Here is a 13,914-nt window from a genome sequence, read left to right on the forward strand (position 1 = left end):
TTATTGAAGTAATTTGTAATGATACTATGCTTTTGTTCTAAATAAAGTTTTGATTATTTTAAACTTGCTTTTGTTTCTTTAATTGTTTTAAAGTTACTTTCAGACAAAGCATTTCCATCAAAGAAAGAAACTCCTACTGCTCCATTTTCTTTTGCATATAAAATAGCTTCTTTCAGTTCTTTATCTGTCTTTAAGCCTGGAACATAAATTCCTGTGTTGATTTTTGTTTTTTTATCTTTTAAGTCCGCAACACCTTGTTTTGTAGCATAACCAACCCAGTCAATTTCTTCATCATAAAAACTGTTGTAAATCATTGGATACACTTGATCGATATTCCATTTGTCCCAACGCTGGCGTACCATATGATCTGCCATTTCTGGATAAGGAAATACTGCTGCCGTAAGGTTTTTGTTGTGTTTATGCACAATATCATAAGCATCATTAACCACAGCTTGAATAGCATTTAATCTAAAGTTTTTCCACTCCATATCGATTGAAGTGTTGTGGCTTTCTTTCGGGTTTTTATGGTGAATTTTTTCGAATGCTTTTACACATTCATCACAGTAACAAAAGTCAAATTGAGGTAATTCTACATCTTGAACTAAGTTATATTTTGGCAATAAACTAATTGGTAAAAAGATGTCTGGAAAACGAATATAATCTAAGTGAACACTTTCGATTCCGTCAACTTTTGCTAATTCTTCAACTAATTTTAAAACGTGCTCTCTAGATTCTTTTCTAGTTGGGCATAACCATTGGTAATAATCTACATAAGGGCGTGTATCAAAGCAGGATTTACCTTCTTTGCTTACTTGATACCATTCTGGATGCTGCAATGCAATTGAGTCTCCAGGTCTGTTCATTGCCATAATCCAAGCATGTACTTTTAAACCTTCTTTTGTAGCTAAAGGCACTAAGCGGCTTAAAAGCTTTGGATCTGTCGAAGTGTTTATCAGTACTTCATCAATTCCTCCATCTTTGTATTTTTTAAACTCTTTAGTATAATCTGCATCCGATTTTTTGGCATCGGCTGTAGTCCATACTCCAAATTTAAAAGTGGTTTGTTCTTCTTTTTTAGTACATGAAAAAATACTAAATGCTAATAAAAAAAGTAATAGTTTTGGTAGTTTCATAGTGGTTTATTTTGTGATTATTTTTCCATCCTGCCTTATTACAAATGTTGTATTGGTGAATGGACTTTTTACTAAAATATTATATCCTGATGAGTGATTTTCTATTGTTGGTTTTAAAATTTTGCCATCAACACTAATGCTTTTTGTGGTAAGATCTGCGATAGACTTTGCCCAAGTTTTATGTTTTTCAAAATATCCTTTTTGAGCACGGTATAAAGAATACAATTCCCATCTTACTTTTTCGTCTTGCGGAATTGTAAAGCTATCTTTTCCTTCTTTAGAGGAGAAATAAACATAACCCCATTTTTCTGGCTCATGCATGTTGATTACACCCATTGGCGACCAAACCCAGTTGTACTCAGGCAAAAATTTTCCTTCGGCATCTTTCTTTCGCTCATAAGTTCCATTTTTAACACTGTGCTGCCAGTTGACTCTCGAAAAATTGACTCTCCAAAATTTATCTACTGGAACGTTTTGATCAAAGAATGTGGTTTTGTAAGCTGCCCACGGAATGGCCATTTCTAAAACCCAGCCTTCATCTGTATCATTTGGATTATTAAGTGTTCCGTTAACTTTTACTGCGGACTTTAAACCTGGAATATTCCAATCGTTTGCCACGACAATATCGCTTTCTCTATAAGGTTTTGTCAGGAACAAATCCCAAGCTGTATTTAAAGCGTTTATTTCTAATTCGTAATAGTTAAAAGTATCACTGTCTGGATCAACAAAAACTTCAAAATCATTGTTGTAAAAAATAATGGTATCGCGTTGTTTTAAATTTGCCCAAACGTGCGGTTCTTCCATTTTTGCTAATATATAGAAATTGGTTTCATCCCAAAGCATTTTTACTTTGGTTGCATACTTTGGTTTAACACCATTTTCAATATCTTCAAAAAGATCTGTCCAATCTGCTTTACTCCACGAAGCATCAGATTCGTCTCCGTCAATTACGATTGGTTTGGTTGTTTTTGCCGCAACATACGTTTTAGGAATAACTGGTTTCTTTGACTGCGAATACGCAGTTATCGAAATCAAGCCTAAAGCAACAGCAAGCCATTTAAGTTTTAAAACCATCTCTTTTTTATAAACTGTTATCTTTTGTAAACTGAACTACTTCACTTAATTTACCAAATGCAATTGCAACTACTGTATCAGCTGCACCGTAATAAACGGCTAATTTATCTTCTTCTGTGTCATGCAAAGCTGCACATGGGAAAACTACGTTTGGTACATCTCCAACCATTTCATAAAGTTCTGCAGGTCCTAATAAATAAGGTTGTGTTCTGTATTTAACTTTGTCTGGAGAATCAACATCTAAAAGTGCTGAACCCATTGCATAACGGAAACCGTTGCAAGTATTAATAACTCCGTGGTAGATCATCAGCCAGCCTTCGTTCGTAAGAATTGGAATTGGTCCTGCTCCAATTTTGGTACACTGCCAAGCACTATCTTCAAAAGGAGTTGGTTTCATTACCAAACGGTGTTCTCCCCAGTATTTCATATCCGGACTGTAACTAATCCAAATATCTCCAAAAGGTGTATGTCCGTTATCACTTGGACGGCTTAACATAGCATATTTTCCGTTAATTTTTTGCGGGAACAAAACACCATTTCTATTGAATGGTAAATAAGCATTTTCGCATTGAAAAAACTCTTTAAAATCAAATGTATATCCAATACCAATCGTTGGTCCGTTGTAACCATTACACCAAGTAATCCAGTAACGATCTTCGATAAAAACAACACGTGGATCATATTTATAAGCAGATTCGATCATATCTGTATTACCTGCTTTCATTTCGATTGGTTCGTGATTAATTTCCCAGTCGATTCCGTTTTTACTAAAACCGGCAAAAATGTTCATTTGAACTGCTTTATTATCACATCGGAAAACTCCCGCAAACCCATCTTCAAAAGGAACAACAGCACTATTAAAAATACTGTTTGATGATGGAATAGCATATCTTTCAATAATTGGATTTTCAGTGTATCTCCACATTACATCATTACTGTTTTCAGGTCTGTCTTGCCAAGGAATAGTGCTCATTTTTATATTTTTTGTTTATTGTTTTTTTCTGTTGTTTGTTGTAAAGACTTGGTTCTTCTTGTTACGCTCAATTTTGTCCCTTCGACTGAAAGAGAAAATCACAATAGAAGCTCCGTTATCAAAATCGTCAATCTTTGTTAATTCCCGAGTGTGATTCCTCGTTCCACGGAATGACAAACTGCGGCGCAAAGTTTTCTATTTTTAAACACATAGAAACATAGTTTTTAAAATTTAAAAAGTGGTTTTGGTTAGTTCAAAAGATGCAGCTATATGTGTGGAACCTTATCTTTTGTAATTTTTCTTTTCTAATCGTAAAAATCTATGTTTCTATTGTGTTTACTATTTTTCTTAATCTGTTATTTTTCGAACTTTATCCAGCCATGTGAATTTTAAAATTATCATTGTTACTAAAAATACCAATAACGCAACAAAGGCTTTTGGATAATCTCTGATAACAAAATAAATTGGAAGTAAAATCATACTTGACTGCCACACAATTCCGATTACACAATTTAGCATATCTTTCCAGAAATCGTTGTTCTTTTCGAATTTTTGATCTTCTGCTTTTAATGTTTTATAAACTGGTCCCCACCATCCCCAAGGTCTAACATTGGTATAGAAAGATCTTAAAACTTCCATATCTGTAGGTTTACTTAAAAACGTTCCTAAAAGACAGCCTAAAATTGAGAATCCAAATATTGCTGGAAATAAGTAAATTGCCTGTACTTGTGATAAATCATACAAAAATGTTCCTTCTGCAAATGTCCCTTTATACTGTCCTAGAACAAACTGTAAAGAAGCCACAATTAAACCTGCAAACATTCCCCAGAAATATCCCCAACCGTTAAAACGCCACCAAATCCATTTTAGGAAATTTGCCGCCACATAACCGCCGTACAATGCACTTGTAATCCATAAGGTTAACGAATTTATCGATTCTGCGAAGAATCCCATAAAAACTCCCAAACCAACGACTACGAAAGAAGATATCTGACTTACTTTTATATAATGTGCATTTGATGCAACAGGCTTGAAGTATTTTTTATAAATATCATTTACAATATAAGCTGGTCCCGCATTTACAAAAGCAGAGAATCCAGACATAAAAGCAGCTAATAAACCTGCTAATAAAAGTCCTTTAATACCTACTGGAAGATATAAATTAACCACTTTTGGCATTAATAATTCTAAATCGGCTCCAGTTAAATTTAAATTAGCATTTAATTCCGGCGCTAAATTTATCAAGGCGATTACAACAATTCCTGTAATTAATAAATATCTTGGAATAAATAAAATCAAGTTGGTAAAACCACTCATATAAGCAGCTTCTTTTACAGATTTTGTAGACAAGATTCTTTGTAAATCGTAACTTGGCGTTGGTCCCGCAACACTAGCGAAGAAACCTTTAAACAATGTCATTCCGATAAAAGCGCCAAACATTTTATAACCTTCAGAATCAATTAAATTATTGAAGGTTTGAAACTTTTCGCTCCACTGCGTTTCAAACTGCCATCCAAAGAAGACGTTTTTCCATTCTTCGGTAATTACGGAGTTTATTTGAATATCGGTGTAATTTACAAAAGCGTAACCTGCAATTAAAACACTGGCAATAATCATAATTAAATATTGCACAACTTCAGTTGCAACGACAGAGAACATCCCACCTTTTACAGTATAAATTGTAGTTAAAAATATGATTATTAAAGCATAAGATCGCTCAGAAGTTAGTAGAATTAAATCGCCAGAATGAAGCGTTAAATCCCAAGGAAGAATAATGGTTATAAATTTCCCAATTCCTTCAAAAAAGTAGGCAATGAAACCTATTGTAGAAATAATAGCAAAAATTGCGACAATAATATGAGATGCTTTTCCGGCTTTATCATTTCCAAAACGAGTTAAAATCCATTCAGAACCCGTCATTACTTTTGACCTTCGTATCCAAACGGCGAGAAACATCATTACAAAAATCTGATTCCAAATTGGCCAAAGCCACATAAACATAAAACTTTTTACGCCGTATAAAAACAGTACTCCAATCATCCAGGAAGTTCCTGAAACATCAAACATTCCTGATCCGTTGCTTAAACCTAAAAAATACCATTTGATTGTTTTTCCGCCAAGGAAATAATCATCTAAACCTTTTGAAGCTTTTCTGGAAATCCAGATTCCTATTCCTACTGATAGCACAATGTATGCTATGATGATTGATATGTCAATGATATTCATTAATTATAATATTGATTTTTGGGGTTAGTTAAATTTATGTTGGTTTTCAGTTTTTATTCGTGGTAATTTTAGACCAATAACGTTGATCTATTGTTCTGGCTTTTACGACATGGACTGCCATGTAAAGCCTCAGGATTTGAAGATGTTGATCCTACATAGATTTTAGAATCTTTAAGAAAAACTTGGTAATAACACGGTATTGATCTTTTGTAAGCATGACTTGATATTTTATAAAGTTGAGTGGCTTTCTTTGTGGTAAAATCAAGTTTTTTTCCAGCGGTTTTAAATAAAAAATTTCTCAAATCACTAATTACTGTTTGTTTTACAAAGAAAGCTTGTTGACTATTATTTTTAATTTGCTTTATTTTACAGCTTACTATTAGAATTGAAAACAAAACCTACAAGTAAAGCCATTCATTAAAAAAAATAATAATTTAACTTTAAATTTATACAAAATTGAATTTTACTTAAATTATTTTAGACAAACGACATCTAAACAAAGACAAACATCAAAAAAGGCCGCAAAATATACTTTGAATTATGAATTTTAGTACAAGCAAATTATATCGAATACCATTACAATATCATATCCTTTTTTGGCTTACTTATTTCTTGTTTAATACTTTTCGCTGGGGAATTTATTTTAATGATTACGGCTACTCTTTCAAGACTAATTTACTGGGCTTTCCTATTCACATGACCTTGTGTTACTTGAATATTCTTGTCTTCATGCCTTATTTGGTTTATCGAAAAAAGTATCTTTTGTATATCCTTGCGGTATTGTCTTCGATATTTATAATGGTTATCATAAAGTTCAACCTTACGTATTTATTAATAAATCATGATGTTTGGCCGGAAGGACCAGAAACTATCGATAAACTTTCGCTCAACTACACGATTGATATGATGATTGGCGAATTGTATGTAATCACTTTTGTTACGGCTATTAAGATTACATTAGATTTCATGAAGGAGCAAAAACGTGTAACTGATCTTGAAAAATCACAATTAGAAACAGAATTATTGTTTTTGAAATCTCAAATATCGCCGCATTTTCTCTTCAATACACTTAACAATATTTATTCGCTGTCTGTCGAAAAGTCAAACAAAGCACCTAAAATTGTTCTTAAGCTTTCAGAGTTAATGCGTTATATGTTGTATGACACAAAAAACACTCGACAATCGCTGGAGAATGAAATATTATGTATTCAGAATTATCTTGATCTGGAACGAATTAGAAATGACGATCGATTGGTAATAAACATGTCTGTTTCTGGCGATATTCATGACAAAGAAATTGCACCTATTATATTATTGACTTTTATCGAAAATGCTTTTAAACATGGCGTAAACAAGAACACTGGAAAGGTTGTAATTGATATAAATTTTAAGGTAAAAGGTAATTTCCTGCATTTTACAGTTTCAAACCCACAGCCTGAAATCACTGCTCTTGAAGACAATTTTAATGTATCAAGCGGTATAGGTATCGAGAATGTCAAAAAAAGGTTAGAACTGGGTTATAATAAAAACGAGTATAACCTTTCATTTAAGAAGAAAAAGAATATTTTTGTCGTAAAGCTTGTAATTAAAGTCACTTAAGACGACTTTTCTTATATTAAATTTTATACGCTGCATTATTTTGCTTAAAAAGTAATAATAGAGAAATGAAAATAAATTGTTTGATTATAGATGATGAGCCGTTGGCTATTAATGTTATTAAAAATTATTTAGAACCACTTGAAAATTTTGAGGTCATAAATACTTTTAGTAACCCAATAGAAGGTTTAAATTTTGTAAAAAACAACAAAGTTGATGTCATTTTTCTAGACATTAATATGCCAGTTCTTGATGGTATTAATTTTATAAAAAGCCTGGAAGATCCGCCTTTGCTTATTATTACAAGTGCGTACAGTCAATTTGCAATAGAAACTTACGAACTTGATGTATTGGATTTCTTAGTAAAACCTATCGAGTTTCCGAGGTTAATGAAAGCGTTGAATAAAATCAGTAAAAGACTGGAAAGTAAAACCAATCCGACTCCTGAAAATTCTGCTGAAAATCCTTTTATTTTTATCAAAATAGATAAGAAAAGAATGAAGAAGATTTTCCTGAATGAGATTTTGGTTATCGAAAGCTTAAAAGATTATTTAAAAATAAGCACCTTAACGGGGAAATACATTATACACAGCACCTTATCTGACTTTACCGATTTACTTCCTGAAAGAAATTTTCTAAGAATACATAGATCGTATACTGTTGCCATTGATAAAATCGACGCTGTTGAAGGAAACAGTGTAGAAATCGAAGGCTTGAGATATGTAATTGGCAGATCGTATATGGAGCATGTAAAACAAAGAATTTTAAATTCTGCTAACTAACTTTTACAAATTACAATTCCAGAATTTCGATCTGCGAACCATCAATATCACTTGTAACGTACAATTGACAGGAAAGCCGAATATTCTCCGCCGTATGTCCAAGTTTAGATAATGTCGCTGGTTCGTTTCGATCTTTTTTTAACGCATTTCCTTCAACACCATTTAATTTGATGATGCAAGTGGCACATCTGCCAACGCCGCCGCATTCGCCAAAATCATCTAAAAAAAGCTTATCTCGAAGCAAAAACATCAAATTGGGATATTCGTGTACATAAGTTTCAATTGTACGAATTGCACCGTTGTATATAACAGTAAAGCAAATACTCTTTCTATCTATAATCAAAACTCAGGTTATTTATTGTTGAGCAAAAAATCTCTCAAAATTACTGCATGATTTATTGCAGGATCTTTTGCGGCATATAATAATGTCAAAGATTTCTTTTCTGCCATATTTCTTAAACGCATCGTTTCTTCACTTTTTAGATTCAATTCTTGAATGTAACGTTTACTAAATTCTGCGTAACGTTCCTCCTTATGAGCAAACCATTTACGTAATTCTGTCGATGGTGTAATTTCTATATCCCATTCATCAAAACTTAAATCTGTTTTACTAAGTCCTCGCGGCCATAATCGGTCAACAAGTATTCGGTACGTTCCGTCACTTGTTTTATTATCATAAACCCTTTTTATAATTATAGTCTTCATTTTTATTAGCTTCTTTTGCAGCTGATCCTTCATTATTTATTAGAAACAAAAAATCAGAAACAGCAGCAATAACACCTCATTCTATAAATTTACAAATTAATTGACAATTTGAAAACGTCATCTTATGAGTTCTTCCTATTTTATTAAAAAAGTTAGAAATTTAAAATCCCTATACGCTATTTTAAATAAATTTAATATTGTCTGCTGTTTTTTAATTCTAATTTAAAAAATAAATTAAATTTGTGTCAACCCATAAAACACAAAGCAATGAGTTTAAAAGATTTATTAGACAATAGTAAAGACAAAAGTCTGTCAGAACAAAAGTGGCATATGTTAAGACAATTTATCACTAAACGTTTACTTACTGGCGGAAATGCAACCATTGCCGAATTAAGTGCTGAAATACAATCGAGCGTTCCAACGGTGACTAAAGCTGTTAACGAATTATTGGCTGAAGGTTATGTTGTTGATATGGGTAAAATTACAAACAGCGGCGGAAGGCGACCTTCATTGTTTAGCATTAATCCAACTTGTGCTTATTTTCTTGGGGTTGAAGTAGGATTGACAAGTATGTCGATCGGACTTCAAAATATTAAAAATGAGTTAGTAAGTATAGAACTTGGCACCTCTTTTACTTTAGAAAACACGCAAGAATCTTTATTACAATTTTGCAATCTTATCAATTCTTTTATCGAGGACAGCTCTGTTGAGAAAAAATTGATTGTAGGAGTCTGCATCAACTTTTCTGGCCGAATCAATTCAATGGAAGGTTTTAGTTATAATTACTTCTTTAGTGAAAATAGACCTTTAACAGAGATAATATCTGAACAATTAGATCTTCCCGTTCATTTAGAAAATGATACTCGTGCAATGGCGTTTGGTGAATATTGTGAGGGTGTTGTCGACGATGAGCAAAACATAATCTTTGTAAATTACAGCTGGGGAGTTGCTATTGGGATGATTACAGATGGAAAACTTTATTATGGTAAATCAGGCTATTCTGGAGAGTTTGGACATAGTACTATTTTTAATAATGAAATCATGTGCAAATGCGGAAAATTAGGTTGTTTAGAAACCGAAATATCGGGTTGGTCACTTGTAAACCAATTTAAAGAAGCCGTAAAAGAAGGCAAACAATCTAAAGTAGTTCTTGACGATTCTTCATCAGAACTGCAGCATCACACTATTATAAAAGGAGCCATAAATCTAGAAGATACGCTTTGTGTTGACCTTGTAACACAGCAAAGCGAAAAAATGGGACGTTATTTATCTATTCTGCTTAACATCTTCAATCCTGATCTACTGGTAATTGGAGGAGATTTCGCACAGTTAGGCGACTATTCTTTACTGCCTATTCAGTCTGCATTAAAAAAATATTCATTAGGTTTAGTTAACCGTGATATGAAGCTTAAAAAGTCTACTTTAGGCCGTCGTGCAGGCGTTATTGGCGCTTGCTGCGTTATAAAGGAAAAGATGTTATTTCCTCTAATCAACAACTAATTTTTAGTTTTTCTTCTTAATTATTAAAATATTTTAATAACTAAAGTTGTTATATTAAAATATTTTATATCTTTACTTCATAATAATAAAATAATTTATTCATAAAGTTATCATAACCTTGATTAAGCTGTTAAAATTTAATCAATCTATAATAACTAAAAAAAATGAATATTGATTTTATTGTTATGAAGCGCGCAGCATAAACAATTCATTAAACTAGAGGTTTACAAAATCCTCAAAAAAAACAAAAACAGGAAGGAGAAAAAGGAGAATACAAATTTTTATACGTAACAATAGAATTAAAGATCATAGAGAATTATCAATAGAACCAATTGCATACCCCATTTATTTTCTAGTCATAAAAAAGCCAGCTAATGCTGGAAACATAGCTGGCAAGTTCCTGTAAGGAACAATGATTGGAGAATAAACATATAGACCTTTAACAAAGTTATTATTAACCAAACCATTACAAAAGTATGAAATTATTGCCTAAAAGTAAACCTAAAAATTATAGGTTTATTCCTAAACACGTAAAAGTTATTAAATTAACATCTACGTTACTTTTAGTTTTTACTATGCAGTTAGCAGATGCAAAAACGGAAAGAAGTATTGTTTTTACAGATAAAAATGTAAAAAAGAACGACCCTATTCAAAAGAAAGTAACCGGAAAAGTGACCAATGAAAAAGGAGAATCACTGCCGGGTGTAAATATCGTTGCTAAAGGAACTAATGTAAGCACACAAACAGATTTTGACGGAAACTTTGCTTTTGAAGTTCCAGATAATGCTACAACTTTAATTGTTACCTATATAGGTTTACAAGATCAGGAAGTAACAATAACAGGAGGTTCTCTTAACATTGTTTTGAAAGAAATTGGACAGCAGATGAATGAGGTAATTGTAGTAGGATATGGTTCTCAAAACAGAAGAACTTTGAGTACTGCCGTTTCTAAACTGGACAAAAAAGTTTTAGAAAATGTTCCATATTCGAACGTAACGCAGTCATTGCAAGGAAGTGTAACTGGTTTGGTGGTTAAAACTTCATCTGGTCAGCCCGGAAAAGCATCCAATGTGATAGTCCGAGGAGGTACATCTATCGACAACCCTTCTGGAGCAACACCTTTATATATTGTTGACGGTGTAATTCGTACGCAGATTGATGATATAAATTCAGCTGATATAGCTTCTCTTCAAGTTTTAAAAGATGCTGCTGCTACTTCTATTTACGGTGCAAGAGCTTCAAATGGTGTAATTATCATTACTACTACAACAGGAAAAGCAGGTAAACTAAAAGTTACTTATAATGCCTCTACGCAAATCAGTCATGTTGCAAAAAAATATAACTTTATGGATGGCGGAGATTATATTAAATTTCAACGTCAAGGTTTGTATAATGCTGCAGAACTTGCTGGACTTTCAACAACTACTGGTATTGCGAGATTAGGACAATTAACTGGTGCTACGCCAGCAGGAACAGGAAATAATTTACAAAGTAATACTCCTTTTGCAACCTTACTAAAGTCTAATTTATCTGCAGATACCGTTAGTCAACTACAGGCAAAAGGCTGGCAGGAAATCGCAGATCCATTAAATCCAAGTAATACCATTATCTACAAAAGTACGGATTGGAACGATGTTTTATTTCAGAGTGCTGTAACGCAAAATCATAATCTTGGTTTCAGCGGAGGTACTGATACCGGCGTATTCGATTTGAGCCTTGGTTATTTAAAAGGCGATGGAATTACCATTTTTACAGGGTATCAAAGATTTACAAGTAAATTGAATGCATCATTAAAAGTTGCTGATAATTTTACTTTAAACGGACGTGTGTTATTTTCTAAATCGAGTAATAATCAAGTTGTTGCTAATAGTGTTGTTTTCAACAGATATTTAGGAAACTCCCCTACAACAAAAATGTATTTAGAAGATGGTTCATTGGCTCCAGGTCAAAACAACATCAACGGAAATCCATTATATCAAATGGGTAAAGTAAAAGGAATCAACGAAAACAATAAACTGCAAATGAGTGTAGACGGTGAATTAAAACTGGCAACAGACTTTACCTTCACTCCTTCTATGTCTCTTTACAGCGAAAACGAAAATGACAATACTTTTCAACAGGCTTTTTTAAGCGGCAGCAGCGGATTGGTAGATAATACACGTACAGCAACTCGATTAAGCAATCAAATTTATCAAGTACAATACGAAGGAGTTTTTGCTTATAAAAAAGGATGGGATGCGATTGGTGATTTTGATGCAAAATTAGGAGCTTCAAAATACGACAGAACAATTAAAGCTTTTAATGCTTCAGGAAAAGGAAGTCCTTCTGATTTAGCACAAACTTTAGATTCGTCTCCAGTTCCTGTTTCGGTTTACAGCAACAATACTAAATTAGTTTTAAACAGTGTATTTGGCCGTTTAAACTATGATTACAAAAACAGATATTTTGCTACAGCTTCTTTCCGTTATGACGGTTCATCAAGTTTAGGTCCAGATAATAGATATGGATTTTTCCCTGGAATATCTGCAGGATGGAATATGCAGGAAGAAAAATTCTGGGCAAATGTAATGCCTAAATTCTTCTCATCTCTTAAACTTCGCGGTAGTTATGGAGTAAATGGTAACTTAGGAACTCTGGGAGATTTTCAGGCTGGCGGATTGTATGCTGGTACAACAAACGGACTTCCGAACAGCTACAACGGACAATCGGCAATTATTAATTCTCAAATTGCAAATCCAGGTTTAAAATGGGAACAATCTGAAACAATCAACGGTGGTTTTGATATCGGATTTAATGGTGATAAGATTAGAATTATTGGAGATTTCTACAACAAGTTAACTTCAGATTTATTAACGAATTTGACTTTACCTTCAAATAGTGGTTTCTCTACCGTTTTAACCAATTTAGGAGGATTAAGAAGTAAAGGTTTTGAGCTTGAAGTACAAGCAAATGTTTACAATCAAAACGATTGGAAAATCAATGTTGGAGCAAACGTTTCGCACAATACAAACACGGTTGAAAAACTTCCATTTAATGGAAACACAAATAACAGAATTGGCGGAACTGAAATTTACGATGTAAAAAGCGGAACTTATAAATATGTAGGCGGATTGCAGGAAGGTCAAAAAATTGGAGATTTCTATGCGCACAAACAACTATACATTCTTTCTACTCAAGCTGAAGCCGATGCATACAACTTAAAAGTTAAAGATACGTACGTAACAAAAACAGCTGCAAACGGTGGAAACCCAACTGGTAAAAAATTCGCTGGAGATGCCGTATTTGAAGATACTGATAATAATGGTGTAATCGACAGCCGAGACAGACAATATATGGGGAATATGTTCCCAACATTTGTGGGAGGTTTTAATTTTGATGCTGCTTACAAAGGATTCTCTTTAACAGTTAGAACAGATTATTCGTTAGGAGCTACAATTTACAACGAAGCAAGAGCACGTTTCTTAGGTCAGTTTCAAGGAAACTATGGCTTATTAGCCGAAAGTGCACAAGCTTGGCAAAAAGAAGGTGATATTACTGATGTTCCTCGTTACCGTTGGGCAGATCAAACGAATCAAAATAACTTATTTAGATCAGAAGCAAGCGGTGCTGCTTACAACACCAATATGTTTCAAGGTAACAGCCGTTACTACGAAAGCGGAGATTACTTATGTATTAGAGAAATCACATTCAGTTACAACTTTCCAAAATCGTTAGTCGAAAAAGCAAGATTAACATCATTTCGTTTGTACGTAACCGGAAGCAATTTATACTACTTTACTAAATACAAAGGATTAAGCCCTGAAGTGCAAGGTATCGACGGAGGATCTAGTTTAGGATTAAACGCTGCAGGATCTACTGGTACATATCCAGTACCTAGAAACATTATACTTGGTTTAAATATCGGTTTGTAAATTTTTAATACTAA

10 protein-coding genes are annotated in these 13,914 nt (G+C 33.1%); 4 read left to right on the forward strand and 6 right to left on the reverse strand.

Going from position 1 to position 13,914, the window contains the following annotated elements:
* Positions 1-53: 53 nt before the first annotated feature.
* From B0A81_RS01580 to B0A81_RS01595, 4 genes are all read right to left on the reverse strand, one after another.
* Positions 54-1,133 carry a putative glycoside hydrolase gene (locus B0A81_RS01580; protein WP_089056377.1) on the reverse strand — a complete coding sequence of 360 codons (1,080 nt, stop codon included), beginning with the start codon at positions 1,131-1,133 and terminating at the stop codon, positions 54-56.
* A 6-nt stretch (positions 1,134-1,139) separates the two neighbouring features.
* Positions 1,140-2,207 carry a carbohydrate-binding family 9-like protein gene (locus tag B0A81_RS01585; RefSeq protein ID WP_089056378.1) on the reverse strand — a complete coding sequence of 356 codons (1,068 nt, stop codon included), beginning with the start codon at positions 2,205-2,207 and terminating at the stop codon, positions 1,140-1,142.
* Positions 2,208-2,214: 7 nt separating this feature from the next.
* Positions 2,215-3,180 (reverse strand): glycoside hydrolase family 130 protein, encoded by a 966-nt coding sequence (locus B0A81_RS01590; protein ID WP_089056379.1) that lies wholly within the window; start codon positions 3,178-3,180, stop codon positions 2,215-2,217.
* A gap of 348 nt (positions 3,181-3,528) precedes the next feature.
* A complete protein-coding gene (locus B0A81_RS01595; protein WP_089056380.1) occupies positions 3,529-5,406 on the reverse strand; it encodes a sodium:solute symporter family protein in 1,878 nt (625 codons plus the stop codon).
* 540 nt (positions 5,407-5,946) lie between these two features.
* On the opposite strand from B0A81_RS01595, the gene B0A81_RS01605 reads away from it, so the two are divergent.
* Both B0A81_RS01605 and B0A81_RS01610 read left to right on the forward strand, forming a co-directional pair.
* Positions 5,947-7,005 carry a sensor histidine kinase gene (locus B0A81_RS01605; RefSeq protein WP_089056382.1) on the forward strand — a complete coding sequence of 353 codons (1,059 nt, stop codon included), beginning with the start codon at positions 5,947-5,949 and terminating at the stop codon, positions 7,003-7,005.
* 65 nt (positions 7,006-7,070) lie between these two features.
* Complete coding sequence (locus B0A81_RS01610) at positions 7,071-7,784, forward strand: LytR/AlgR family response regulator transcription factor (protein WP_089056383.1); 714 nt, start codon at positions 7,071-7,073, stop codon at positions 7,782-7,784.
* Between the two features lie 10 nt (positions 7,785-7,794).
* On the opposite strand, the gene B0A81_RS01615 is transcribed toward B0A81_RS01610, so the two are convergent.
* A complete protein-coding gene (locus B0A81_RS01615) occupies positions 7,795-8,127 on the reverse strand; it encodes a 2Fe-2S iron-sulfur cluster-binding family protein (RefSeq protein ID WP_089056384.1) in 333 nt (110 codons plus the stop codon).
* Positions 8,128-8,135: 8 nt separating this feature from the next.
* The gene (locus B0A81_RS01620; RefSeq protein WP_089056486.1) at positions 8,136-8,489 is read right to left on the reverse strand and encodes a DUF488 domain-containing protein; all 354 of its coding nucleotides are present in this window, start codon (positions 8,487-8,489) and stop codon (positions 8,136-8,138) included.
* Between the two features lie 267 nt (positions 8,490-8,756).
* Here B0A81_RS01620 and B0A81_RS01625 point away from each other — a divergent pair, with 267 nt between their 5' ends.
* Positions 8,757-9,989 carry an ROK family transcriptional regulator gene (locus B0A81_RS01625; protein WP_089056385.1) on the forward strand — a complete coding sequence of 411 codons (1,233 nt, stop codon included), beginning with the start codon at positions 8,757-8,759 and terminating at the stop codon, positions 9,987-9,989.
* 476 nt (positions 9,990-10,465) lie between these two features.
* On the forward strand, positions 10,466-13,900 hold the full coding sequence (locus B0A81_RS01630; RefSeq protein ID WP_089056386.1) for a SusC/RagA family TonB-linked outer membrane protein: 3,435 nt from the start codon (positions 10,466-10,468) through the stop codon (positions 13,898-13,900).
* Positions 13,901-13,914: the final 14 nt, after the last annotated feature.

Origin of the sequence: Flavobacterium plurextorum, assembly GCF_002217395.1 — a bacterium.
In the GTDB taxonomy this organism is placed as follows: domain Bacteria; phylum Bacteroidota; class Bacteroidia; order Flavobacteriales; family Flavobacteriaceae; genus Flavobacterium; species Flavobacterium plurextorum.